Below are 25,944 nucleotides of genomic sequence, written 5' to 3' on the forward strand. Positions count from 1 at the left end.
ACTCACGGCTTGATCGGAGGTTGCGGCATCAGGAAATGTCCGGTGCCTTGCGCAAACAGTTTGGCGTGATTGTCTTGCCAGGCCTCAACCCGGACCGAGGCATAGCGCCGACCCGAGCGGTTGATGAATGCGCGCGCATATGCGTCGCGTGGCAAGCCCGAGCGCAGGTAATCGACGGTAAAATCGATTGTCTTGGGGAAACGGATACTCTCGTCGGTCAAAATATCTTCAGCACCGGTCTCTCCGCTTTCGATTCTTGGAAACATATGTTCCCAACTCAGCGTGATGACGGCGGTGACTTCCAGAAAAGCTGCTGTCACGCCGCCGTGGATGGCGGGAAGGAAGGGGTTGCCGATCAGCTTTTCATCGAAATTCAGAACCCCAGTCAGCTCATCCCCACGCCGGTCGAACGTGATGTGGAGGAACCGAATATACGGCACACCTTCAACTAACGCAGTCAAAGCGGCATCGCGGCGTTGTTTGACAATCTGCATAGGCTCAGGACGAGGTCGTGCCATCTCAGCTCCCCTCCACGGTGAATGCGCCCGAGGCGGTCGCAACAGGCCGATCGCTGTCATCATCCGTCGCCGTAGCACGAACAAAGGCCACGTTGCGCGTGATGTGATAGCAAGTCGCACGGGTCCGGATGCTTTGCCCCGGCGTCGCAGCCCGCATGTAGTCAATGCGCAGATCGATGGTCGCCGTGGCGCCGGGTGCCGAGGGATGGCTCATCACCGCAGCACCACAGCAGGTATCAAGCATCGCCGAAACCGCGCCGCCATGGATCACTCCGGTTCTGGGGTCACCTATCAGCTGCTCATTGTAGGGCATCGAAATTTCAGCCTCACCCTCTCCGATTTGGGTCAGTTCCAGCCCCAAAGCTTTCGCATGTGGAATCGCCTCGATGAATTGCCGCGCTAAAACTGTCTTATCAACCATGGGGTTGGGTCCTGTCTTTGTACCTGCCCCTTTATGGGCCCGCGTTTGTGCCAAGGGCAAGCCTGCCTGTTGCGCTTGCCGCAACGACGCCCTAGGTTGCAGCCGAGGAGACCCGGAATGTCCGACACCCGTTTGTCATTCAAAGAGATGTGCGCCGAGTTTGATGTGACCCCGCGCACCCTGCGTTACTATGAGTATATCGAATTGCTGCAGCCCGACCGCGAAGGTCGGTCGCGGTTTTACGGGGCTCGTGAATGCGCTCGGATGAAGCTGATCATGCGGGGTCGCAAGTTTGGATTTCCTCTCGAAGAGATTCGCCAGTGGTTGTTGATATACGAGGATCAAGGCAATCAAGCGCAGATGGCGACGTTCATCGAAATGGCGGACCGCCAGATGGAAGAGCTGCGCCAGCAACGCGCACAATTGGATGAGGCGATGGACGCGTTGCAGCAATTACGTGACCAGACAGTCAAACTGCTGAAGTAAACTGCCTTCCCCAGCGGCAACAAAATTGCGAAAACCCCTATTTACGCGACCGGATGTTACGTCAACTTATTTGTGACGCAGCGTCCGCATTACGTAAACGTCACTTGTGTGTTGTAAAACGCTTATCGACTGCGCAACTCAGATTGCATGACGCCAGTGATGAGAGTTTTGAACAATGACCGAAGATCTGCTGACCATCCGCGAGATGTGCGAGACATATGATGTCACGCCCCGCACTTTGCGGTTCTACGAGGCCAAAGAGCTTTTGTTTCCGATCCGCGAAGGCCAAAAGCGCCTGTTTACCAAACGGGATCGCGCACGCCTGAAGCTGATCCTACGCGGCAAGCGCTTTGGCTTCAGCCTCGAAGAAATCCGCCAGCTTTTGGACCTATACCATGTGGGCGACCAACAGCTGACCCAGATGTCTCGCACTTATGAAATCGCGTGCGAGCGCCTTGCTGACATGGAATCGCGTCGCGAAGAGTTAACGCAGGCCATTGACGAGTTGAAAGAGCAGCTGCGCTGGGGCGAAAAAGTTATCGCTTCTATGAAACAAGAAAAGAAGGCGGCCGAATAAACCCGCCTCCGGACATTTGAATTAAGGGAGCTTCACATGCCCGTCTACACCGCGCCAACCAAAGACACGCAGTTCATCCTGCATGACGTTCTGAAAGTCTCGCAGTCGGACATTCCCGGCTATGACGAACTGGAAGCCGAGTTTACCGGCGCAGTTCTGGAAGAGGCCGGCAAAGTTGCCACCAACGTACTGCACCCGCTGAACGTGGTTGGTGACACCGAAGGGTGTCGATTGGAAAACGGGATTGTGTACACCCCTACTGGTTTCAAAGATGCCTTCGAGCAGATGAAAGAAGGCGGCTGGACTGGCCTCGACATGCCGGAAGAGTATGGCGGCCAGAACATGCCTTACGTGATGGGTACTGCGGTGGGCGAGATGTTCTCGGGCGCCAACCAGGCGTTTGTGATGTATCAGGGCCTGACCCACGGCGCGGCTTCGGCCATTCTGGCGCACGGCACTGACGAGCAGAAGAACACATACCTGCCCAACATGGTCAGCTGCGAATGGACCGGCACCATGAACCTGACCGAACCGCATTGCGGTACCGATCTGGGCCTGATGCGCACCAAAGCGGAACCACAGGGCGACGGCAGCTACAAGATTTCCGGCCAGAAGATCTTTATTTCGGCTGGCGATCACGACATGGCTGACAACATCATCCACTTGGTTCTGGCCAAAATCCCAGGCGGCCCCGAGGGCATCAAGGGCGTATCGCTGTTCATCGTGCCCAAGTTCATCGTCAACGAAGACGGGTCTCTGGGCGAGCGCAACGGCGTCTCAGTCGGTAAGATCGAAGAGAAGATGGGCATCCACGGCAACTCGACCTGCGTCATGAACTATGACGAGGCGACCGGCTGGCTGCTGGGCGAAGAACACAAAGGCATGCGCGCCATGTTCACCATGATGAACGAAGCGCGTCTGGGTGTCGGTATGCAGGGCCTATCTCAGGCCGAGGCCGCGTTTCAGAACGCTCTGGAATATGCCAAGGACCGCTTGCAGGGCCGCGACGTAACAGGTGTGAAGAACCCGGATGGCCCGGCCGATCCGCTGATCGTTCACCCGGACATCCGCCGCAGTCTGATGGATCAGAAAAGCTTCACCGAGGGCGCACGTGCGTTCATCCTGTGGGGCGCGACCATGATCGACAAGGCGCACCGCTCGGGTGACAAGGATGCGGACGGGCTGATCTCGCTGCTGACACCAGTTATCAAGGGCTTCCTGACGGACGAAGGCTACGACATGACCGTTCAGGCGCAGCAAGTCTATGGCGGTCATGGCTACATCGAAGAATGGGGCATGTCGCAATACACCCGCGATGCCCGTATCGCGATGATCTACGAAGGGGCAAACGGCGTTCAGGCACTGGACCTTGTGGGTCGGAAACTGGCGCAGGACGGCGGTAAGCATGTCATGGCGTTCTTCGAGATGGTCAAAACCTTCTGCAAGGAAAACGCAGGCCAGAACGAGGCCTATGACAAAGCCTTCATTGAACCACTGAAAGCTGCGTCCAAGGATCTGCAGGCCGCAGGTATGTATTTTATGCAGGAAGGAATGAAGAATCCGAACAACGCTCTGTCCGGGTCATATGACTTTATGCACATGTTCGGCCATGTCTGCCTGGGCCTGATGTGGGCGCAGATGGCGAAGGCCGCTCAAGACGCGTTAGATGGTGGGGCCTCGGACAAAGAATTCTACGAGACCAAGATCAACACCGGTCGCTTCTACATGGCTCGTCGCCTACCCGCGACCGCCATGCATTTGGCCCGCATCCAAACCGGAGCGGACACGGTAATGGCGCTGGACGCGGCGAACTTCTGATCTCAGTGTGGGCTCGGGCTTTGCAATCCGAGCCCACGGTTGGAGGAAACAAGATGCCAAAACGCTTTCGCCTGACCCGCCGATTTCCCGTCGCCATGACCGAGGACGGCTACCGTAAGCTCCGCGGTTTCGCGCGAGAGGCAGGATTGGATGAAGGTGAGGCTTTGTCGTTCCTCTTCGAGAATTTCAACAGCGTTATCGACGAGGAAAACCTGACGCATAGGCTGCGCATCTTCAACTCCGAACTTGAGGCACGCAAGCGGTGAGCTTGAGAGACAATTCAACCGGCATCGCGGGTTTTGAGCACGGATGCCTCCGGCGGGAGTATTTTTGAAAAGATGAAGATGAGATGCGCCCCTGCCACCGGGCGCGCTCGCCATCAGGACAGGGACGACTTCACCTTTTGCAGTCATCGGCTCTCCAGCCTGTACCGCAAAATCAAAAGAACAGATCAAGGTTGATCAATGGTAAACATCGCCTCTTCATCTTTTCACAAATACTCAAATACCGACCTAACCACACGCGCCACGGGAGGGGCGATCATATGACCATTAAGCTTCATTGCTTCGGAGAAAGCGGGAATTCATATAAAGCCGCGCTGGCGCTGGAAATGTCCGGGCTGGAGTGGGAGCCTGTATTTGTAGACTTCTTCAACGGCCAAACCCGCACACCCGAATTCCGCGCCGAGGTCAATGAGATGGGCGAAGCACCGGTCATGGTGGACGGGGATTTCCGCACCAGCCAATCCGGCGCAATTCAGGCCTATGTGACCGAAAAATCAGGCAAATTCGGCGGCAAGGATCGTGATGAGAACTATGACATCTTCCGCTGGGTTCTATGGGACAATCACAAGCTTAGCTCGATGGCCGGACTGACCCGATTTCTGATCAACTTCCTGCCGGAACAGCACCGCAACCCGGATGTGATTGCGTTCAATCAAGGCCGGTTGAAAGCAGCCTATCAGACGCTGAATGCTCATCTTGATGGCCGTGATTGGATCGTTGGCGACGAGGTAACAAATGCTGATATCAGCTGCTGTGGCTATCTCTATTACCCAGAACCCTTCGGCTTTGATCGCGCCGACTGGCCCAACATTGACGCCTGGTTGACGCGTCTCAGCGAACAGCCCGGCTGGAAACACCCCTATGACCTGATGCCCGGCAACCCGTCGGATCGAGCTTAAGGAGAAGACCCCATGACCGAAGCCTATATCTATGACGCCCTGCGCACGCCGCGCGGCAAGGGCCGCAAGGATGGCAGCCTGCACGAAGTAACGTCGGTGCGCCTGTCCGCACTGACCCTCAACGCGATGAAAGAACGCAACAATCTGGAAGGCCACGCCGTTGAAGACGTGATCTGGGGAAACGTCACACAAGTGATGGAGCAAGGTGGCTGTCTGGCACGCTCGGCGGTTCTGGCCTCGGATCTGGATGAATCGATTCCCGGTCTTGCGATCAACCGGTTTTGTGCCTCGGGTATGGAAGCGGTAAATCTAGCGGCTAACCAGGTGAAGGGCGGCGCAGGTGAAGCCTATATCGCGGGTGGCGTGGAGATGATGGGCCGCGTGGCCATGGGCAGCGACGGTGCGGCAATTGCGGTTGATCCCTCGCTCGCGATGGAGACCTATTTTGTGCCGCAGGGTATCTCGGCAGATATTATCGCGACCGAATATGGTTTCAGCCGCGATGACGCGGATGCGCTGGCCGTTGAATCTCAGAAACGCGCTGCAGCGGCGTGGGAGGACAACCGGTTCGAGAAATCGGTCATCACAATCAAAGATCAGAACGGCCTGACCATTCTGGACCGCGACGAATATATGCGCCCCGGAACAGATATGCAGAGCCTTGGCGCGCTGAACCCGTCATTCCAGATGATGGGTGAACAGATGCCGGGGTTCGACAAGGTGGCGATGATCAAATACCCGCATCTTGAGCGGATCAACCACATCCACCACGCGGGCAACAGCTCGGGCATTGTGGACGGGGCGGCGGCTGTTCTGATCGGCAACAAGGAGTTTGGTGAGAAATACGGCCTGAAGCCGCGCGCCCGTATCAAGGCGACTGCCAAGATCGGCACCGACCCGACCATCATGCTGACCGGCCCGGTTCCGGTGACCGAGAAGATCCTGGCCGATAACGGCATGAAGATCGGTGATCTGGACCTGTTTGAAGTAAACGAAGCCTTTGCCTCGGTCGTGCTGCGCTTCCAACAGGCGTTTGATGTCGACCCGGAACTGGTCAACGTCAACGGCGGCTCAATCGCTATGGGTCACCCGCTAGGTGCAACCGGTGCGATGATCATCGGCACGCTGCTGGATGAGCTAGAGCGCCAGGACAAGGAAACCGGTCTGGCCACACTCTGCATCGCGTCCGGCATGGGTGCGGCAACTATTATCGAGCGTGTCTGATGCCCAAGATTGATCTGTCCAAACTACCCTTTCAGAACGGGTCGGGCTATCCCGGAAAACTGGCGCGCGCAGGCGATGAACGCTATGTGCAGCGTCTCGGTGATCCGAATGGTTTGACCCAGTTCGGCGTCAATATCGTGCGGCTGGAACCCAATGGCCTGTCCTCGCTGCGCCACTACCACATGGAGCAGGACGAGTTTGCGATCATGCTCAGCGGTAAATGCGTGCTGATCGATGATGATGGCGAGCATGAAATGCTGCCGGGTGACTGTGCGGCTTGGCCCGCCGGTGAGGCCAACGGCCACCACCTTGTGAACAAGACCGATGGGCCCGCGACATTTCTAGTGGTGGGCACACGGACCCCGACAGAGACTGGCTATTACAGCGACATAGACATGATGGTGAAGTTTGAGGGCGACGACTTTCGCTTTACCCGCAAGGATGGCAGCCCGCTGACGGCTGACCAGATTGGAGATGACAATGACTGATTTCACGCTGAGCAAAGACGCAGACGGCGTTGCCTTCATCACATGGGACGTTCCGGGCAAATCCATGAACGTCTTGTCACGCGAAGCGCTGACTCTGGTTGGCGAATTGATCGACCAAGCGCTTGCGGATGACGAGATCAAGGGCATCGTCATCACCAGCGGCAAGGAAGGCTCATTCGCGGGCGGCATGGATCTGAGCACACTTGCAACGATCCGTCAGGAAGCTGGCGACCAACCCGCGCAGGCACTGTTCGATTTCGTCATGACCGGCCACAACATCCTGCGCCGGCTGGAACTGGCAGGCATGGACCCCAAGTCCAAGAAAGGCGGCAAGCCAGTGGCCTGCGCCATCAACGGCACCTGCGCCGGGATCGGGACCGAGCTTGCATTGGCCTGCCATCACCGTGTGATGACCTCGAACGCAAAGGCCAAGATCGGCCTGCCCGAGATTCTGCTGGGTATCTTCCCCGGTGGCGGCGGCACTATGCGCTACAGCCGTATGGTTGGTGCAATGGCGGCGGCTCCGGTCTTGCTGGAAGGCAAGATGATGGAACCGAAAAAAGCCAAAGGCGCGCAGCTGATCGACGACATCGCGGATGATCCGGTTGCTGCGGCCAAGGACTGGGTTCTGAATGCCAAGGATGCTGATCTTGTAAAACCGTGGGACGCCAAGGGTTATAAAATGCCCGGCGGCGCGCCGTATCACCCTGCAGGGTTCATGACATTCGTCGGTGCAAGCGCGATGGTCAACGGCAAGACCCAGGGTGCCTTCCCGGCAGCCAAGGCTTTGCTGAGCTCAATCTACGAAGGTGCTCTGGTCGATTTCGACACTTCGCTGAAGATTGAGGCGCGCTGGTTCACCAATGTCCTGATGAACCCGTCCTCGTCAGCCATGATCCGGTCGCTGTTCCTGAACAAGGAAGCGTTGGAGAAAGGCGCGGTGCGGCCCAAGGATGTGCCCGATCAGCGGGTCAAGAAGGTCGGCGTTCTGGGCGCAGGTATGATGGGGGCTGGTATCGCTCTGGTCTCGGCACAGTCCGGAATGGAAGTTGTGCTGATCGACCGGGATCAAGAGGCAGCCGACAAGGGCAAAGCCTATTCCGAGGCCTATCTGGACAAAGGCATCAAACGTGGCAAGGTCACGGCCGAGAAGAAAGAGGCCATGCTGGGCCAGATCACGGCGACCCCCGATCTGGATCACCTCAAAGGCTGCGATCTGATCATCGAAGCGGTATTCGAAGACCCGGGTGTGAAGGCCGAGATGACCAAAAAGGTCGAGACGATCATCCCTGAGGATTGTATCTTTGCCTCGAACACCTCGACCCTGCCGATTACCGACCTGGCCAAGGCAAGTATACGCCCCGATCAATTCATCGGTATCCACTTCTTCTCACCAGTTGAGAAGATGTTCCTGGTCGAGATCATCAAGGGCAAGGAAACCGGAGATCGTGCGGTGGCCAAGGCTCTGGACTACGTTCGCCAGATCAAGAAGACGCCGATTGTAGTGAACGATGCGCGGTTCTTCTACGCCAACCGCTGTATCATCCCTTACATCAACGAAGGTTTGCGGATGATCACCGAAGGCGTCAGCCCCGTGCTGATTGACAATGCCGCGCGCCAGTTGGGCTTCCCGGTGGGTCCGATCCAATTGAACGACGAGACTTCGATTGATCTGGGGGCCAAGATTGCCCGCGCCACCAAGGCTGCAATGGGCAACGCCTATCCGGAAAATCCGGGCGACGATCTGATCTTCTGGATGGAAGAACAGGGGCGTCTCGGCCGCAAAGCCAATGCCGGGTTCTTCGATTATGACGACAAAGGCAAGCGCGTCGAATATTGGAAAGGGCTGCAGGACAAATATCCGATGGCCGAAGAACAGCCCGACCTGATCGAGGTGCAGGAACGTCTGATGTTCGCACAAGTCCTGGAAGCAGTTCGTGCGTTAGAAGAAGGTGTTCTGGAAGACATCCGCGAAGGCGATGTGGGTGCAATTCTTGGTTGGGGTTTTGCCCCTTGGTCCGGTGGCCCGCTCAGCTGGCTGGATATCATTGGCACGCCCTACGCCGCCGAACGTTGCGACCAACTGGCCGAGGCCTATGGCGAGCGCTTCACCTGCCCGCCGCTGCTGCGTGAGATGGCTAAAAAGGGTCAGAGTTTCTATGGCCGCTTCAATCCCGAAGCACAGGCCGCCTGAACAAAACAAAGCAGGCGCATGAATTCATGCGCCTGCGTCTGATATTTTGATTGTTAGTGTAACTGCCATTCCGGCCGCAAAAACAACGCAGGCATGGTAGGCCGCCCCGGACGCCCCGGTCGCCGCACCCCTATCGCAGGTCGAATTGGAAAGATCGGCTCTTGCGGAATTGGCGCAGGCAAGGCGGCCAACGGATTGGCCAAAGCCGAGATATCCCCTTTGGTGGCAACAGCCTCAATCAGCAGATCGGCGTGTTCGGCATCTGCGACTTGATATAGTTCTGAATTCCGGCTGGACCCGACATTCATTCGGCCAGATGGGCAATATGCTTGAAAGCCGCCTTCGATGAAGACCAGTTCATCCTCGTCAAAGAACAAAGACGTGACATCGAATGATTGCGCGGGTGTGCTGGATTCCAGACGCCCTATCCCGCTTAGCATTCGCGCGGGGATGATAGATGTCCCCTCGATGCCAACACCCAGTTTGCCTTGGTCCAACGCCATCCCCTGTTCTGGCATAAGCCAGACAGGACGCCCGTTATATGCTGCACGAGACGGAACCAAAACCGGCAGATGCTCGGACCTGCGTTCGTCTCCCGGCACCACGATTCGGTCCACACATACGCGCCTTATTTTTTGGAACCCGTGATCCAGTGTTCGCACCAGATCACCTGCAACCAGTCTTTCGACCCGCTTCCAGCCCCCTGTTGTGGATACTTTCGTACCGTGCAGCAATCCCCCACGCCGCGCTGACGCAGTCATTCCTGCAAAGCCCTGCGGGCCTTCGACGTCACGTTTCGAATACCCCGAAACACTCACTAACTCTAACACGTGCCTTCCCCCTGTTGGCACCTTCAAACAACTCAGAAGGTCTTAATGTTGTGACTCAGGAAGACTTAGTTCTGCCACATTTAGGGCCAATTTCGCCCTATTTCGCTTCAAAACAGCGAATATCGGCAAACAAAGCTATATCTATTCAGGGCTTTTGCCACAAACCGGAAACGATAATGCACCGTATGATCGGAATAAGGATACGAATCTACGCCGAGATCATTCTGCGGTATGTGGCACCCGGCTCACTCGGCTTTCACGCCAACCCAAAAGCGCTCCGGCCGATGCGATCATGCCTATTCCGATGATCTGCATCGGCCCCAAGGTCTGCGCAAATACGATCCAAGCAAAGAGTGGCCCAAAGATCATGACCGAGTATTCGAAGACGGCGACGTAAGATGGCTCACCCAATTGATACGCCTTGATCAGCATGAATACGGCGATCGTCGAGCCCACCGCCTGTACCGCAACCCAAGGCAACGCTTCTTGCATCGGCCAGACCAAACCGCGCATTGCGAACCCATCGGGCCCGTCTGGTGCGCCAATCGGGAACAGGGCCAACCAGATCAATCCAATCGCCCCTGCAATCCCCAGCGTGACAACCATCGCCGCCAGCAGCGCAACGGTGCTTTCATTGGCGCAGTGTGTGCGGGTTACCACCGCGCTGAGCGCATAGAAGAAACCGCCAGCGACCGGCAGTAGTGTCTTGAGGTCAAACGCTGTCGGGTCTGGTTGGAGAACACAGAGAATTCCCGAAAAGCCCAGAATGACAGCAGTAATCCGCCAAGGCCCGATGCGTTGTTTCAGTAATAGGGCCGAGATCAGCAGCACAAAGATCGGCGATGTAAACAATCCTGCCAGCGCCTGCGCAATCGGCATCAATGCCAACGCACTGAAATAGAAAAGCATCGCCAGAGTGATCAGAACGCTGCGCACGGCCACGATGCCATACCGTTGCGGCCTGAGCGTCCCAAGGCCCAAAATCGAAAGTACCACGATCAGTGGCAGCATCAGCAAAGAGCGACTCAGGTGAAGCTGCCAGAGCCCGATGCTTTCTGCCACGCGGATCACAAAATTGTCGATGACCCCGATAATGGCCATCGACGCCACCATCAGCAAAGACGCCATCACCGACTGGGTTTGTGGTTGTGACTGCATTCGCGCCTCTGCCTTCGAAATACACGCGCCGAGATAATCTTGGCCCGGCCCACTCAGCACAATTCATAATCCAAGCGCAACAGGTTTGCGCCGCAGCTTTTCGCCATGCTAAGCTTGGGACAAAATAATATTCGAGCAGCATTACCCGATGACCGCACTGAAACAGTACCAGCGGATTGAGGCCACCGGTCTGTGGCGCCCTTCGCCCGATGAGCAGCGGCGCGAGGTTGTGGTTTCAATTGGTGAAGCTACGCTGACTATCTCGGATTTCAACGATAGCGCGCTTACCCACTGGTCGCTGGCGGCGTTAGAGAGGCAAAACCCCGGATCCTACCCAGCTGTGTTCAATCCGGACGGTGATCCAGGCGAAACGCTGGAGCTTGCGGAATCTGAGACCACGATGATCGAAGCGATTGACCGGCTGCAGCGCGCGATCGAACGCGCCAGACCGCATCCGGGTCGCCTGCGCTGGCTCAGCGTTGCAGGGGTCGTACTTGCGGTTTTGGCGGTTCTTTTGCTCTGGCTGCCCAGCGCATTGCAGCACCACGTTGTTTCTGTGGTGCCAGAGGTCAAGCGACAAGAGATTGGCGATGCAATACTCCAGCGGATCGAGCGCGTCTCAGGCAAGGCGTGTTCGTCACCTGACGCACAGGAATCGTTGGACCGGCTCGCGCGCCGCACAGGTGTTCGGCAAATCGTGATCCTTCCGGCCGGACTGCCAGACAGCCTGAGCCTGCCGGGCGGAACCGTCTTGCTGAATCGCGCCTTAGTCGAGGATTACGAAGATCCTGCCGTTGCAGCAGGATATGTGATCGCTGCGCGCGCACGCGCAACGCAGCAGGCACCGTTGGACGATCTGTTGGACCGGACAGGCCCAAGTGCCGCCTTTCGATTGTTGACCACCGGGGAATTGACGCCCGAGATCGTGGATACCTATACCGAACTGGTCCTGGCCACCCGACCGCCAGAACTGAGCGATGACGTGCTGTTGGCGATCTTTGCTCAGGCAGCGCTGCCCTCGACACCTTACGCTTACGCGCTTGATATCACGGGCGAGTCTGTTCTGGGATTGATCGAAGCCGACCCGATGGCAGGGCGCACGTTAGAGCAGGTATTACCGGACCGCGATTGGGTCCGGCTGCAGAATATCTGCGGACAATAGCGCCTATTTGGTGCCAAACATCCGATCCCCGGCATCACCGAGACCTGGCATGATGTAGCCCTTTGAGTTCAACTCGCGATCCAATGCCGCCGTGACTATTTTCACATCCGGATGCGCCTCTTTCATGCGCGCGACCCCTTCCGGGGCGGCCAGAAGGCAGAGAAAACGAATATCGCTCGCCCCCTGCTCTTTCAGCAGATCGATCGCTGCTGCCGAGCTGTTGCCGGTGGCCAGCATCGGATCAACAGCGATGACCAGTCGATCCTTCAGCCCTTCGGGCGCTTTGAAATAGTACTGCACTGGTTTCAGCGTCTCTTCGTCCCGGTAAAGCCCGACAAAGCCGACGCGCGCCGAAGGGATCAGTTCCAGAACCCCGTCCAGCATCCCGTTCCCGGCCCGCAGGATAGAGACCAGCGCCAGTTTCTTGCCCGCCAGAATCGGCGCGTCCATCTCTTCCATCGGGGTTTCGATGTGGCGCGTGGTCAGCGGCATCTCGCGGGTGACCTCATAGGCCAGCAGCAGCGTAATCTCGCGCAGCAGTTGCCGGAACACAGCGGTCGAGGTTCCCTTGTCTCGCATGAGCGTCAGTTTGTGCTGCACCAGCGGGTGGTCGACGACGGTCAGGTGATCGCTCATGATATCTCCAGTCTTTTCTTGACCCTTGCGCGGGTCTCTTCATCGCAAAAGGCCGCGTTCAGGGCCGTTTCATTGAGGGCTGCAAAGTCTTCAGCCTGCCAGCCAAACGCTGCGCCTAACATCTCATATTCGCGCCGCATGGTGGTATGGAAAAACGGCGGGTCGTCGGTGGATACCGTGACCTTCACCCCCGCATCGCACAGCTTCGCGATTGGATGGGCTGCGAAATCGGGAAACAGGCCCAGCACCACATTCGAGCCCGGACAGACCTCAAGTGTGATGTCCCGGTCGACAAGTTCGTGCACTAGGTCGGGGTCTTCAATGGAGCGAACGCCGTGACCGATGCGCTCAACGTCCAGATCGCGGATGGCATCGCGCACGCTTTCGGGGCCGCCAAACTCTCCCGCATGGGTCGTCAGTTTCAAACCTGCCTCACGCGCGCAATCAAAGGCCCATTTGAAATCGCCTTGCTTACCGATGGCTTCGTTACCGCCCATGCCAAAGCCAGTGATCCAGTTCCCCGCGGTTTCGGCCGCGCAATAGGCACTGCGCTTGGATTGCTCGGGCCCGAAATGGCGCACGCAGGTTACGACACCGCGAAGTGTAATCCCGAATTTACGCTCAGCCTCATCCGCGGCGTCCTGAATGGCGGTCAGATAATCCTTCCAGGCATGCAAATCGCCGCCACCGCAGAAATCCGGGCTTAGGAAGGTTTCCGAATACACCACTCCATTCGCAGCGCTTTCTTCCAGAATTGCCAACGTCAGGCGGCGAAAATCCTCGGGTGATTTCAATACCTCTGAGGCAGCCTCATACACGCTGAGGAAGTGGGCAAAGTCGCGAAAGTCATATGAGCCATCGGGCTTGAATATCCCGCTGAGGTCCACGCGCTTTTCATGGGCAAGCTGGCGAATGAAGTCGGGCGGCGCAGCCCCTTCATGGTGCAAATGCAACTCGATCTTCGGTAGGTCGGCGACGGTCATAGAAAGTTCCTTCCCGGCCCTTGCGCCGGTATATTCAGATGGTGTGCAATGCTGGCCGCAATGTCGGCAAAGTTCACCGAACCAATCTCGCCCGTTCCTTGCCCTGCGATCAGCACTGGCACTTGTTCACGTGTGTGATCAGTGCCGCTCCAGCTTGGGTCGTTGCCATGGTCTGCGGTTAGAAGCAACAAATCACCGGGGCGAAGCTCTTGCAGGATCACCCCAATCTCACGATCGAACCACTCCAGCGCGCGGGCATAGCCGCTAATGTCACGACGATGACCATATAGGCTGTCGAACTCAACAAAGTTGGCAAAGGTCAAGCTGCCCTCTTCCGCCTCATCGACGAGTTGCGACAGGTGACGCATCAACTCTGCATCCGAGCCCTTGTGCAGCGTGTCGATCCCTTGCATCGAGAAGATATCGCCAATCTTTCCCACCGCATGCACACGGCGACCGGCATCCTGCGCCCAATTCGTCAGGACGGGTGCAGGTGGTAGGATGGCAAAGTCCTTGCGGTTGGTTGTACGGGTAAAACCAGTTTCGGGCGTGCCGACAAAAGGCCGGGCGATAACCCGACCCACCTTCATCTCGTGCAGGTGGGGCGCAAGGGTGCGGCACATGTCCAGCAAGCGATCGAGCCCAAAGCTGTCTTCGTGCGCGGCAATCTGGAACACGCTGTCTGCCGAAGTGTAGCAGATCGGCCAGCCGCTCTGCATATGCTCGGCCCCAAGTTCAGCAATGATTGCCGTGCCCGAGGCGTGGCAATTGCCTAAGATGCCTTCGGTTCCCGCTGCTTCGGCAGCGGCTAGACTAAGGCTTTCGGGAAACGCTGGTTGGGAGTCCGGGAAATAATGCCAATCCCAGGGCACCGGCAAGCCTGCCAATTCCCAATGGCCCGAAGGAGTATCCTTGCCGGGTGAATGTTCACGCGCACAGCCCCAAAGACCAGTGGGCGCAGCCTCTAGCCCCGGCGTCGGCGCGCCTGCGGCCAAACGGGTCGCTGCACCCAGCCCCAAGGCATCCAGATTGGGCAGATTTAATGATCCGGTTCGCCCTTCTTCCGCGCGCCCCTCGGAACATGCCTGCGCAATATGGGCTACCGTATTCGCACCCGTATCGGGTTTTGTCCCGTTGAAGAACTGATCCGCATCCGGCGCGCCGCCGATACCGACCGAGTCCATCACCACAAGGAACGCGCGGCTCATGGGCTGATCCTTTCGTGAACCTGCGGCGGTTGGGCGACCAGCGTATCGCTTAGGGTAATTGCGCTCAAAACCGACGCCGCAGCCTGCTGAGCTGCGTCTTCGCGGCCCGCATGGACAACCGCCAGCGGGGCACCTTTGGCCACCTTGTCGCCGAGCCGCAGAATGCCCGACAAACCGACCGCCGGATCAATCTCGTCGCTTTCGACCTGACGTCCGCCACCCAGCGCCACGACCGTTAGGCCCAGCGCTTCGCCATTGATGGCAGAGACGTAACCATCTTGAGGGGCGTGCACCTCTTGAATGACATTGGCCTCGGGCAAAAAGCGCGCCCAAGTGTCAACGAAATGGACCGGGCCACCGACAGCGGCCATCATGCGACCGAACCGTTCGGCGGCGCGGCCATCGCGGATCACCTCGGCGATCTTGGCTTGCCCCTCATCTGCGGTTGCACACATTCCAGCATCCGCCATCAGAACACCACCCAACTCGGCAGAAATCTCTGCCAGCGGTGACCCCTGCCCGCTGGTCAGTGCCTTCATCACCTCGGCCACTTCCAGCGCATTGCCCAGCGCCGACGCAAGGGGCTGGCTCATATCGGTGATCACAGCGGATGTCCTGCAGCCAGCGGCATTTGCTGTCTCGGTCAAGGCTTGGGCTAACTTGCGCGCGTCCTCGAGCGTTTTCATGAACGCCCCGCTGCCCACCTTGACGTCCAGCACCAGCGCATCCGGACTGGCCGCCAGCTTCTTGGACAGGATCGATGCCGTAATCAGATCGAGGCTTTCCACCGTCGCCGTCACATCGCGCACTGCATACAGACGCTTGTCCGCTGGTGCGATCTGACCGGTTGCACCCACAATGGCCGCCCCCGTTTCTTTCAGCACTTGCGTCAGCCGCGCCTGCCCGATCTGAGTGGCAACACCCGGTATAGCCTCCAGCTTGTCCAGCGTGCCGCCGGTATGACCAAGGCCGCGCCCCGAGATCATCGGCACGTAAGCGCCGCACTCGGCCAATGCAGGTGCCAGCAACAGGCTGACGCAATCGCCCACGCCGCCGGTCGAGTGTTTGTCGACCACAGGCCCGTCCAGATCCCAAGTCAGCACCTCGCCGCTGTCGCGCATGGCAACGGTCAGATCTGCCCGCCCCTGGGCACCCAGTCCAACCATGCAGACAGCCATTGCAAAGGCACCGGCCTGTGCGTCACTAACGCCGCCGTCGGCGAGGCCCTGAGCAAACCAGTGCAGTTCGACACCAGTCGGCACCTCTTGGCGGCGAAGCTTGGCGATGATCGAGCGCGCATCCATGCGGTTAGACATCCTCCATATGCGAAGCGTCGAATGCGCCGGGCAACAGATCGGCGATTGTGGTCTTGGTTTCAACTCCATCAACCGTCGCCATGGTGACGACCACATCGCCCTTGCCGAACTCGGCCAGTTTTTGTCGGCACCCGCCACATGGCGGTACCGGTTGCGGGCTGCTGGCAACCACGTAAACCTCGGTCAGTTCCGTTTCACCGGCAGCAACCATTGCTGCAATCGCGCCAGCTTCGGCACAGGTGCCCTCGGGGTAGGCCACGTTCTCAACGTTGCAGCCGCGATAGACCACGCCCGAACCAGACTGGATCGCCGCCCCAACCTTGAAATTTGAATACGGCGCGTGGGCGTTTTCCCGAACGGCCAAAGCTGCATCTTTCAAATACATGGCGAATCCCAATTTTTGATCATCTGGTCAGAATATCATACCCTAATGGAAAGCGTCGGAGGATTTGAAGCCCCCCAGCGCCTTTATCAGCGTCTTCTTTGCCCTAACCCAGCGTTGTGTTGAAGGTCCCAGGCAAAGTCACCTCAAGCAGCTCAATGTCCGCTGAGGGATCCGACAGCCGGGTTCGCATCCCCGGCGGGATAACGAAAGCATCCCCCTGCTCCAGCCGATAGGGCTCGCGCCCTTCACCTTCAAGCGTTACCTCACCATTCATCACAAAGGTAAAGTGTATGTCAGTGTCATGGCTGGCCCATTGCGGGCTCCCCTCGCCTCGGCGCACGACCTGAACGCCCGCCACACCTTTGGTATTCTCGGCAATCGTCGTGTCGCGGCAGATGTAACCAGGCAAACGGAATGGCACCCAGTCGGCAACTTTCGCCTGGTTGTAAACGAACCGCTGCCCGTCCCATTCCCGATCCGGACGGTAATGAGGCGTTGGCAATTCCATCTCATGATCAATCTCGGTGACATGCTCGGCTGGTACGCCAATTTCGATCACCTGCACATTATCCGAGGCTTCCAGAACGCGGTGGCGTATTTCGGGTGGCTGGATAAAGCAATCGCCTGCCGTCAGGCGCATCTTGTCGCCCTGATCCTCGTAAACCACATCGACCCAGCCATGGATGCAAAAGATGAGCTGAAACCCCACTTTGTGAAAATGCACCATATCCGGTACCGGACCGCCGTCAGGGATACGGATATGGCTGGCGATGATCGACCCGCCCAACCGATCCGGCACAAGGTCTCGATAATGCATGCCCGCCCGCCCAATGATCCACGGCGCTTGATCCTTGAGCCTGCGCACCACGTAAGAATGCACCGTGTCAGGCATGACCAACGGTGGGTCCAATTCGTCAATCTCGATCCGGGTACCGTTTGGGGCTACCAGACTGCGCTGTCCATCTGCGAACTCGTCTGGGTTCGAGGTTAGAATGCACAAAGTGCCCGCTGCCTCGGGCGCGTCTTTCTCGATCCGCACTCGCAGACCATGACCTGAAAACACTGCAGTGCGGGGATCATCTGCTGGATAGATCATGTCCATCCGCATGCCCAGAACCTTGGTATAAAATGGAATATCGTTGCGCAGCTCTTGCGTCGGAAGTCGGATTTCAGCGCGCGTCTGGGTCTGGCTGGGATTGCTGTTCATTCTGTGTCTCTTCGGAACGGGGTTTTGGCCATCCGATCAGAACGGCGGCCAAAATGCCAATCGAAAAGTACATCTCGAGCGTTTCTTCCAATACAAACAACCGCGCAATCATCAGGTGTGAAAGGCTTGCCCCAAAGAACCCACTGATTTCCTCAAGCAGTTGCGCGACAACAGCGGCAAATCCAGCCATGACAAATATCAGTAGAAATGGCGCGCGGACTCTGAATGCGCGCCATGCGCTGGGAATTCCGTGCCAAATGACACCACCGGCAACAATTGCAACCAAGGCCACGCGCACCATCGTCGTATCGAGAAGCATGTCCAGCCCATTGAGGATCATATACGCAACGCTGTCTGGTGAGAACACTTCTGCCTCAAGCTCTCGCTCCGCCAGCAACAGACAGACGAGGCCTATATAAAGCCGCGTTATTCCCGGAAACCGGACCAGTGCTGTCAAACCCGCCGAGAGCAACGCCCCAGCCGAGATCGTTTCGATCAAACCACCTTCGTGGTTGAACGCAGAGAACTGGAGGGGCCAGATGGCAATTGCGCATAACAGCGAGATCATCAGAACCATAGTTGCACGAAACAAGAAGCTGTTGATGCAAAATGGCGTTGAGGAGCCTAAGCGAACCGCCCGTGTTCGGCTTTCATTTTTGTAGGCCATGGTGATGATTACCGCTTGTATGCTTTGGCTGAAAATTCGGCTTTAGCGCATGTAAAAATCTTATGACACGTTACAACCAACGATTTCGTGAGATACCGGCAAATACCCTTCTGACCTGGCGTAGCCAAGCCTTGCGAAATGGCTTAACCATTGAACAAGTTCTCGAAGGGAGTTGAATTGCCAATGTCTGACACACCGAACCTGCGACAGGCTGCACTTGATTATCACGCTCATCCAAAACCCGGAAAGCTTGAAATCAAGGCCACCAAACCGATGGCAAACGGTCGTGATCTTGCGCGGGCCTATTCCCCGGGTGTCGCCGAGGCCAGCCTTGAAATCAAATGCGATGCGGCGAATGCCGAGAAATACACTGCCCGCGGGAACCTTGTCGCTGTTGTCTCAAACGGTACAGCGGTTTTGGGGCTGGGCAATATCGGAGCTTTGGCGTCGAAACCTGTGATGGAAGGTAAGGCCGTCCTGTTCAAGAAATTCGCAGGTATCGACTGTTTCGATATCGAAGTCGACCAACCCGATCCCGAAAAGCTGGCCGATATCGTCTGCGCGCTTGAGCCGACATTTGGTGCGATCAACCTTGAAGACATTAAGGCACCGGATTGTTTTATCGTCGAAAAGCTGTGCCGGGAACGGATGAACATTCCCGTTTTTCACGATGACCAGCACGGCACCGCCATTGTCGTTGGCGCCGCAGCAAAGAATGCCCTGCATGTAGCGGGCAAGAAATTCGAGGATATCAAAGTTGTATCCACCGGCGGGGGCGCTGCCGGGATTGCCTGCCTCAGCATGCTGGTGAAGCTTGGCGTCAAACGTGAAAACATCTGGCTGTGTGACATACACGGGCTGGTCTATGAAGGTCGCGCCGAAGACATGAATCCGCACAAGGACCAGTTTGCGCAGAAAACGGATCTGCGCACGTTGGATGATGTGATCGGAGATGCCGACCTGTTTCTAGGTCTCAGCGGGCCGAACGTTCTGAAACCCGAGATGGTCGAGAAGATGGCCAAGGCCCCGATCATATTTGCTTTGGCCAACCCTACCCCGGAAATCCTGCCTCAAGCCGCGCGCGAGGTTGCCCCTGATGCGATCATCGCAACAGGCCGCAGCGATTTTCCGAACCAGGTGAACAACGTTCTGTGCTTTCCGTTTATCTTCCGGGGGGCGTTGGATGTTGGCGCGACCGAGATCAATGATGAGATGCAGATTGCCTGCGTCGACGGTATCGCAGACATGGCGCGTGCGACGACCAGCGCCGAGGCTGCTGCCGCCTATAAAGGCGAGCAGCTGACGTTTGGTCCTGATTATCTAATCCCCAAGCCCTTTGACCCGCGCCTTGTAGGGGTGGTTTCTTCATCGGTTGCGCAGGCCGCTATGAAAAGCGGTGTTGCGAAACGGCCGATAGACGATTTGGAAGCCTATAAAGAGCGGCTGAACCAGACCGTGTTCAAATCCGCTCTTCTGATGCGGCCCGTGTTTGAAGCTGCCGCCGCGGCCTCGCGAAGGATCGTTTATGCCGAAGGCGAGGATGAGCGTGTGTTGCGCGCAGCACAGGCAATCCTTGAAGAAACGACTGAAACACCGATCCTGATTGGGCGACCCGATGTTATCGACGCACGCTGTGAACGACTGGGGCTGACGGTTCGGCCGGGACAAGATTTTCAGATCGTAAACCCCGAGAACGATCCGCGTTACTACGATTATTGGAACTCGTACCACCAGATCATGCAACGCAGGGGCGTCACCCCCGATCTGGCCAAGGCCATCATGCGCACCAACAACACCGCCATTGCTGCGATCATGGTACATCGCGGAGAAGCCGATAGTATGATCTGCGGGACGTTCGGTGAATATCGCTGGCATCTCAACTATGTCGAACAGGTGCTGGACGATGGCGATCTGCGCCCGCATGGCGCGCTGTCGTTGATGATTTTGGAAGATGGCCCCCTGTTCATTGCGGATACGCATGTCAGACAGTTGCCATCGCCGGAAGAATTGGCCGAAACAACCATCGGCGCGGCCCGTCACGTGCGCAGGTTTGGTCTGGAACCCAAAATCGCATTCTGTTCGCAATCTCAGTTTGGCAACCAGGCCGAAGGATCGGGCAAACGTCTGAGGGCAGCGCTTGAAATTCTCGATTCTGAACCGCGTGATTTCACGTATGAAGGTGAGATGAATCTGGACTTGGCTCTGGATCCAGATTTGCGCGAACGCATCTTTCCAAACTCTCGGATGAAGGGCGCTGCGAATGTCCTGATTTTTGCCCATGCCGATGCCGCAAGCGGGGTGCGCAATATTCTGAAGATGAAGGCCGATGGGCTCGAAGTTGGTCCAATCCTGATGGGGATGGGAAATAAGGCCCATATTGTGACGCCGTCGATTACCGCCAGAGGTCTCTTGAACATGGCAGCAATCGCTGGGACGCCGGTTGCTCACTATGGATAGTTGCGGGTGAAGCAGATCGATATCGAAAAGCGGGTGCCGGATCAGGTGCCCGTTTTGATTCTGTTAGCGTTGCCACTTTTGCACCATCAGGTTTGCAGATTTGCAAATTCTCACTTTCGCTGCTTAAACTAACCACAGCGCCATAGGGTTTGCAAAAATTTGCAGGCAATTCTGAAAGGTTCTGCAAAGATTTTGCGATAAACTGACGCGCTGCAATCCGCATTGCTTGCCCGACGCAACCACGATGCATAACACGATGCTGAGGGATTTTGGGAGGAGGCCATAATGGCATATCAAGACGTCTACGCGAGCTGGAAGAACGACCCCGAAGCGTTTTGGATGGAGGCCGCGAAAGGGATCGATTGGGTTCAGGCCCCCAGCAAGGCTCTGTTTGACGATAATGCCCCTCTTTACGAATGGTTCAGCGATGCCAAGGTGAATACCTGCTGGAACGCGTTAGATCGCCATGTTGAAAACGGTCGAGGTGAGCAGACCGCAATCATCTATGACAGCCCAATCGCCCACACCAAACGCGAAATATCATATGTTGAGCTGCGCAACCGCGTCGCCAATCTGGCAGGCGCGTTGCGTGCAAAAGGCGTCGAGAAAGGGGATCGTGTCATCATCTACATGCCGATGATTCCCGAAGCGCTTGAGGCGATGCTGGCCTGCGCCCGCCTTGGCGCCGTGCATTCGGTCGTGTTTGGAGGTTTTGCCAGCAATGAATTGGCAGTTCGGATCGACGACGCGAAACCCAAGGCGATCATCGCCGCCTCATGCGGGATCGAGCCGGGGCGTGTTGTTCACTATAAACCCTTGCTTGACGGCGCCATCGACCTGGCCAGTCACAAACCCGAATTTTGCGTGATTTTTCAGCGCGAACAAGAAGTTGCACAGTTGATCGAGGGTCGCGATGTCAACTGGCATGGTTTTCAGTACGGAACCGAGCCCGCAGAATGTGTACCGGTCAGCGGCGACGATCCGGCCTATATCCTCTATACCTCTGGCACCACCGGTGCACCCAAAGGTGTTGTGCGCCCGACAGCGGGCCATCTGGTCGCGCTGAACTGGACGATGAAGAACATCTACAATGTTGATCCGGGCGACGTGTTTTGGGCGGCCTCGGATGTAGGTTGGGTCGTGGGCCACTCTTATATCTGCTACGCTCCGCTGATCCACGGAAACACGACGATCGTGTTCGAAGGCAAGCCCGTTGGAACGCCTGACGCGGGAACCTTCTGGCGCGTGATCTCTGAGCATAAGGTGAAAAGCTTCTTTACCGCTCCGACCGCCATTCGCGCCGTCAAACGCGAAGACCCGGGGGCGGAATTGATGTCGAAATATGATCTGTCCTGCCTGAAGGCTTTGTATCTTGCCGGCGAGCGGGCTGATCCCGACACAATCATCTGGGCGCAGGATGCATTGAACGTTCCTGTCATTGACCACTGGTGGCAAACCGAAACCGGCTGGACCATCGCAGGGAATCCACTTGGGATCGAGGAACTGCCGATCAAGCTGGGTTCACCTGCCAAACCCATGCCGGGCTATGACGTTCAGATATTGGATGAAGGTGGCCATCCAATGAAACCCGGTGAGCTAGGGGCCATCGCCGTTAAGCTCCCATTGCCACCGGGCACATTACCGACACTCTGGAACGCGGAAGAGCGGTTCAAGAAGTCTTATCTCGAGCATTTTCCGGGATACTACGAAACCGGCGATGCAGGCATGATCGACGACGATGGGTATCTTTACATCATGGCCCGCACAGATGACGTGATCAACGTTGCAGGCCACCGCCTGTCGACCGGTGGAATGGAAGAGGTTTTAGCCGCACACCCTGATGTCGCAGAATGCGCTGTGATCGGGGTATCAGACCAACTCAAGGGGCAAATGCCCGTTGGTTTCCTGTGCCTCAATGCAGGTTCGGATCGCAGTCACGATGACGTCGTGACGGATGTCGTCAAAATGGTGCGTGACAAAATCGGGCCGGTTGCCGCGTTCAAGACGGCGGTTGTCGTAGATCGTCTGCCAAAGACGCGGTCCGGCAAAATCTTGCGCGGGACGATGGTGTCGATCGCTGACGGCAAGGAATATAAGATGCCAGCGACGATTGATGACCCGGCCATTCTGGATGAAATAACAACAGCTCTGCGCAGCATTGGTTATGCGCAATAGCGCTTGAAGGGCGGAGTCCATCCATCCAACTCTGCTGTTCCCCTTGCAACCCGTCTCAAGCCGCCTAATGTCGGCCTGAGACTGCGAGGGCCCATGACACAAAGCGACATCTGGCGGCTGAGCGCCACTGAACTGACCGAACTGACCCGCTCGGGTGAGATCAGCGCTGAAGAAGCGGTGAAAAGCGCGCTGGATCGTATGCACAACACCAACCCTGCTCTGAACGCGGTGGTCGAGGATCTGAGCTCGGAGGCGCTAGTACGCGCAAAGTCACTGGACACCGCTCGAGCAAAGGGCACACCAGCGGGGCCATTGCACGGTGTTCCCGTCACGATCAAAATCAATGTCGATCAAAAGGGCCACGCCACGACAAACGGCGTGGTCGCCCTGAAGGATACAATTGCGCCGGACGACGCTCCGGTTGTGTCCAATCTGCAGGAGGCGGGAGCCATCGTCATCGGGCGCACGAATACGCCAGAATTCTCATTCCGCGCGGATACTGACAATCCGCTCTATGGGCGTACGCATAATCCCTGGGGTCGTCATATCTCACCCGGCGGGTCGTCGGGTGGCGCGGGGGCTGCTGTGATGGCTGGAATCGGCGCGCTGAGTCATGGCAACGATATCGGCGGCAGCCTGCGTTTTCCGGCAGCAGCCAACGGCGCGACTACCGTGAAACCGGGGCTCGGTCGTGTTCCTGCATGGAACCCCAGCCAAAAGGTCGAGCGTGGGATGCTCGCACAATCGATGTCGGTGCAGGGCCTGATTACGCGCACCGCCAAGGATTTGCATCTGTCGATGCCGAGCCTGATCGCCGCAGACGCGCGCGACCCTTTCCATGTTCCAATGCCTTGGCGCGGTGAGGAATTGGATCGGCCAATCAAAGTCGCCTTTACGAAAAACACCTTTGGTTATGCTTTGCATCCAGACGTAGACAAAGCGCTCGATACCGCGCGGGACGCATTGGTCGATGCCGGGTACTTGGTTGAGGAAATCGATCCGCCGGATGTCTTCGAATGCGGCCGCGTCGGGTACCGCGCGCTGATGGGTGAAGTGCTGACCTTAATGAAAACTGATATCGAGGCGGCCGGTTCGCAAACCATTCGTGATATCTTCGACGTCTATTTTCAGGAATTCCCACCAATCATTGGCGAAGACTTGATACAAGCGCTGGCCAAGCGCAGCCACTATGCTCGCGAATGGTCTCTGTTCATGCAGGATTATCCTTTGGTTCTGTCCCCCTTCCTGCCGCAACCCTTCTTCAAGCCTGATCGTGATACCGAAGGTGCCGATGGTGTGCATGAGGTTCTGGGCTGCGCCGTGTATTCTTATGCCATGAATTTTCTCGGGCTACCCGCTGCAAGCGTTCCTGCGCGACTCGCCGAATTGTCGAGTGGGCCACAACCTATCAATGTCCAGATCGCCGCCAGGCGTTGGCGCGAAGACATGGCCGTCGATGCCGCAGCGGCAATTGAAGAACGCATAGGTTCGTTGGCTTCGATTCTATGGGAACGAATGGACATCTGAATTGGCGCCCGCCAGGCCATTAGCGCCTAAAAAGAAATCGACCCCGGGATTTTGTACCCGGGGTCCGCATAATAAAATAAGCCCGGATTAAGATGACGAGCGTAGCACCACCCACCCTCGCCAGCGCGTAAACTGCGCAATTATTAGAAAACACCGTCTGATGGCCACTCACTTCCACCTTGGCGTGTTCTCCGGGTAGGTCGAAGTTAACAAACACTTATCGAACTGCATGTGAACTGGTTCACACAAGAGACAGAAAAATCATCAACGTGCTGATATTTATGTAAATTGTTCTGAGATCAAGCGCTCTTCCAACCCATGCCCGGGGTCAAACAAGATGCGATGTTGGATTGAAGCTTCTGATCTGATCTCAACCCAGTCGATATCCGGGAACGATATCGAATCGGCAGCAACGATAACTGGACGCTTGTCGGCCTCGATCACATCGAACCTGACCTTCGCCACCTTCGGCAACAACGCCCCGCGCCAGCGTCGTGGACGAAATGCTGCGATCGGGGTCAAGGCCAAAACGTCTGCGCCAATAGGAACGATGGGACCGTGTGCCGAGTAATTGTAGGCGGTTGAGCCCGCTGGCGTGGCCAGAAGCGCGCCATCGCACACCAGCTCGGCCATCCGAACGCGCCCATCCACACTGATCCGTAGCCGCGCGGCCTGAGGCCCCGCGCGGAGCAGGGAGACCTCATTGATCGCCAGTGCTTCCTGCGTTTGGCCAGATTGATCCATCGCAGTCATCGCTAGTGGGTTGATCACCTCTTCCTCGGCTTCCGCAAGCCGGGCCATCAGATCGGTTTCGGCATATTCGTTCATCAAAAAGCCGATGGTGCCGCGATTCATTCCATAAACCGGCGTGTCCAGATGTTGGATGCCCTGCAGAGTATGCAGCATGAAGCCATCCCCGCCCAGCGCCACCACCACATCCGCATCTCGCGGTGCCACATTGCCGTAGCGCTCAGTAAGCGTATCGCGGGCAGTTTGCGCCACTTTGGCATCGCTAGCCAGAAAGGCGATTCTCTTGGTCATGTTTTGTGGTTTCCAGTGCTGCACATTTGGTTCCGAAACAAACATACCTTTCCACATTAGGCCAGAGTTGACGCCATAGCAGGCCATTTCGTCGCTTTACAGCCTTTCTGACATTCATCGTTTCCGATAGGAAATCCGCCAGATAAACCCCAGCCCTGTGGAGCCACTATGAACGCCAACCTTCGTGATACCGGTTTCTTCACCCAATCGCTTGCTGATCGTGACCCTGAGCTGTTCGGCTCGATCACGTCCGAATTGGGTCGTCAACGCGATGAGATCGAGT

The 25,944-nt window shown here is 57.1% G+C and carries 24 protein-coding genes; 12 read left to right on the forward strand and 12 right to left on the reverse strand.

All coding sequences use genetic code 11. From position 1 onward, the window contains the following. Window positions 1–2 precede the first annotated feature (2 nt). Complete coding sequence (locus ACR0NN_RS04575; RefSeq protein ID WP_170720103.1) at window positions 3–518, reverse strand: PaaI family thioesterase; 516 nt, start codon at window positions 516–518, stop codon at window positions 3–5. Between the two features lies 1 nt (window position 519). Next, entirely contained in the window at window positions 520–939 is a 420-nt protein-coding gene (locus ACR0NN_RS04580; protein WP_170683165.1) for a PaaI family thioesterase, read from the reverse strand. Window positions 940–1,056: 117 nt separating this feature from the next. On the opposite strand from ACR0NN_RS04580, the gene ACR0NN_RS04585 reads away from it, so the two are divergent. The 8 genes from ACR0NN_RS04585 to ACR0NN_RS04620 all read left to right on the forward strand — a co-directional run bounded on the left by ACR0NN_RS04585 (window position 1,057) and on the right by ACR0NN_RS04620 (window position 8,909). Next, window positions 1,057–1,425: a MerR family transcriptional regulator gene (locus ACR0NN_RS04585; protein WP_170683166.1), complete on the forward strand. Its 369-nt coding sequence runs from the start codon at window positions 1,057–1,059 to the stop codon at window positions 1,423–1,425. Window positions 1,426–1,600: 175 nt separating this feature from the next. Further along, window positions 1,601–2,002, forward strand: coding sequence for a MerR family transcriptional regulator (locus ACR0NN_RS04590; RefSeq protein WP_039536426.1), 402 nt, complete (start codon window positions 1,601–1,603; stop codon window positions 2,000–2,002). A 36-nt stretch (window positions 2,003–2,038) separates the two neighbouring features. Then, entirely contained in the window at window positions 2,039–3,820 is a 1,782-nt protein-coding gene (locus ACR0NN_RS04595) for an acyl-CoA dehydrogenase C-terminal domain-containing protein (protein WP_170720105.1), read from the forward strand. Window positions 3,821–3,873: 53 nt separating this feature from the next. Beyond that, entirely contained in the window at window positions 3,874–4,086 is a 213-nt protein-coding gene (locus ACR0NN_RS04600) for a hypothetical protein (protein WP_037310407.1), read from the forward strand. A 278-nt stretch (window positions 4,087–4,364) separates the two neighbouring features. After that, window positions 4,365–5,003 (forward strand): glutathione S-transferase, encoded by a 639-nt coding sequence (locus ACR0NN_RS04605; RefSeq protein WP_170720107.1) that lies wholly within the window; start codon window positions 4,365–4,367, stop codon window positions 5,001–5,003. 12 nt (window positions 5,004–5,015) lie between these two features. Next, the gene (locus ACR0NN_RS04610) at window positions 5,016–6,227 is read left to right on the forward strand and encodes an acetyl-CoA C-acetyltransferase (RefSeq protein ID WP_170720109.1); all 1,212 of its coding nucleotides are present in this window, start codon (window positions 5,016–5,018) and stop codon (window positions 6,225–6,227) included. After that, a complete protein-coding gene (locus ACR0NN_RS04615; RefSeq protein ID WP_170720111.1) occupies window positions 6,227–6,715 on the forward strand; it encodes a cupin domain-containing protein in 489 nt (162 codons plus the stop codon). The genes ACR0NN_RS04610 and ACR0NN_RS04615 overlap by 1 nt, the downstream gene beginning before the upstream one ends. After that, window positions 6,708–8,909 (forward strand): 3-hydroxyacyl-CoA dehydrogenase NAD-binding domain-containing protein, encoded by a 2,202-nt coding sequence (locus ACR0NN_RS04620; protein ID WP_170720113.1) that lies wholly within the window; start codon window positions 6,708–6,710, stop codon window positions 8,907–8,909. Before ACR0NN_RS04615 ends, ACR0NN_RS04620 begins: the two co-directional genes overlap by 8 nt. 53 nt (window positions 8,910–8,962) lie before the next feature. On the opposite strand, the gene ACR0NN_RS04625 is transcribed toward ACR0NN_RS04620, so the two are convergent. Then, window positions 8,963–9,739, reverse strand: a complete 777-nt coding sequence (locus ACR0NN_RS04625) for a Hint domain-containing protein (protein WP_480683974.1) — start codon at window positions 9,737–9,739, stop codon at window positions 8,963–8,965. A gap of 219 nt (window positions 9,740–9,958) precedes the next feature. Next, the gene (locus ACR0NN_RS04630; RefSeq protein ID WP_170720116.1) at window positions 9,959–10,897 is read right to left on the reverse strand and encodes a DMT family transporter; all 939 of its coding nucleotides are present in this window, start codon (window positions 10,895–10,897) and stop codon (window positions 9,959–9,961) included. A gap of 148 nt (window positions 10,898–11,045) precedes the next feature. On the opposite strand from ACR0NN_RS04630, the gene ACR0NN_RS04635 reads away from it, so the two are divergent. Beyond that, the gene (locus tag ACR0NN_RS04635) at window positions 11,046–12,059 is read left to right on the forward strand and encodes a hypothetical protein (RefSeq protein WP_170683174.1); all 1,014 of its coding nucleotides are present in this window, start codon (window positions 11,046–11,048) and stop codon (window positions 12,057–12,059) included. 3 nt (window positions 12,060–12,062) lie between these two features. On the opposite strand, the gene upp is transcribed toward ACR0NN_RS04635, so the two are convergent. The 7 genes from upp to ACR0NN_RS04670 all read right to left on the reverse strand — a co-directional run bounded on the left by upp (window position 12,063) and on the right by ACR0NN_RS04670 (window position 18,371). Next, window positions 12,063–12,695, reverse strand: coding sequence for a uracil phosphoribosyltransferase (gene upp / locus ACR0NN_RS04640; protein WP_170591381.1), 633 nt, complete (start codon window positions 12,693–12,695; stop codon window positions 12,063–12,065). Continuing rightward, on the reverse strand, window positions 12,692–13,678 hold the full coding sequence (locus tag ACR0NN_RS04645) for an adenosine deaminase (protein ID WP_480683976.1): 987 nt from the start codon (window positions 13,676–13,678) through the stop codon (window positions 12,692–12,694). Before ACR0NN_RS04645 ends, upp begins: the two co-directional genes overlap by 4 nt. Further along, a complete protein-coding gene (locus tag ACR0NN_RS04650; RefSeq protein WP_170720120.1) occupies window positions 13,675–14,886 on the reverse strand; it encodes a phosphopentomutase in 1,212 nt (403 codons plus the stop codon). Before ACR0NN_RS04650 ends, ACR0NN_RS04645 begins: the two co-directional genes overlap by 4 nt. Beyond that, window positions 14,883–16,190, reverse strand: coding sequence for a thymidine phosphorylase (locus tag ACR0NN_RS04655; RefSeq protein ID WP_170720218.1), 1,308 nt, complete (start codon window positions 16,188–16,190; stop codon window positions 14,883–14,885). The genes ACR0NN_RS04650 and ACR0NN_RS04655 overlap by 4 nt, the downstream gene beginning before the upstream one ends. Before the next feature lie 4 nt (window positions 16,191–16,194). Next, window positions 16,195–16,587: a cytidine deaminase gene (locus tag ACR0NN_RS04660; protein ID WP_170720122.1), complete on the reverse strand. Its 393-nt coding sequence runs from the start codon at window positions 16,585–16,587 to the stop codon at window positions 16,195–16,197. Window positions 16,588–16,690: 103 nt separating this feature from the next. Further along, window positions 16,691–17,794: a cupin domain-containing protein gene (locus ACR0NN_RS04665; RefSeq protein ID WP_170720125.1), complete on the reverse strand. Its 1,104-nt coding sequence runs from the start codon at window positions 17,792–17,794 to the stop codon at window positions 16,691–16,693. Beyond that, window positions 17,757–18,371, reverse strand: coding sequence for a hypothetical protein (locus ACR0NN_RS04670; RefSeq protein WP_170720128.1), 615 nt, complete (start codon window positions 18,369–18,371; stop codon window positions 17,757–17,759). Before ACR0NN_RS04670 ends, ACR0NN_RS04665 begins: the two co-directional genes overlap by 38 nt. Window positions 18,372–18,644: 273 nt before the next feature. Here ACR0NN_RS04670 and ACR0NN_RS04675 point away from each other — a divergent pair, with 273 nt between their 5' ends. The 3 genes from ACR0NN_RS04675 (at window position 18,645) to ACR0NN_RS04685 (ending at window position 24,620) form a co-directional block, all read left to right on the forward strand. After that, window positions 18,645–20,918 (forward strand): NADP-dependent malic enzyme, encoded by a 2,274-nt coding sequence (locus ACR0NN_RS04675; protein WP_170720130.1) that lies wholly within the window; start codon window positions 18,645–18,647, stop codon window positions 20,916–20,918. A gap of 285 nt (window positions 20,919–21,203) precedes the next feature. Continuing rightward, complete coding sequence (gene prpE / locus ACR0NN_RS04680; RefSeq protein WP_170720132.1) at window positions 21,204–23,093, forward strand: propionate-CoA ligase PrpE; 1,890 nt, start codon at window positions 21,204–21,206, stop codon at window positions 23,091–23,093. A 93-nt stretch (window positions 23,094–23,186) separates the two neighbouring features. After that, window positions 23,187–24,620, forward strand: coding sequence for an amidase family protein (locus ACR0NN_RS04685; protein WP_170720134.1), 1,434 nt, complete (start codon window positions 23,187–23,189; stop codon window positions 24,618–24,620). Between the two features lie 279 nt (window positions 24,621–24,899). Here ACR0NN_RS04685 and ACR0NN_RS04690 read toward each other — a convergent pair whose 3' ends face one another. Further along, window positions 24,900–25,661 (reverse strand): NAD kinase, encoded by a 762-nt coding sequence (locus ACR0NN_RS04690; RefSeq protein WP_480683979.1) that lies wholly within the window; start codon window positions 25,659–25,661, stop codon window positions 24,900–24,902. Window positions 25,662–25,944: the final 283 nt, after the last annotated feature.

Source organism: Ruegeria sp. BA2 (assembly GCF_056539605.1).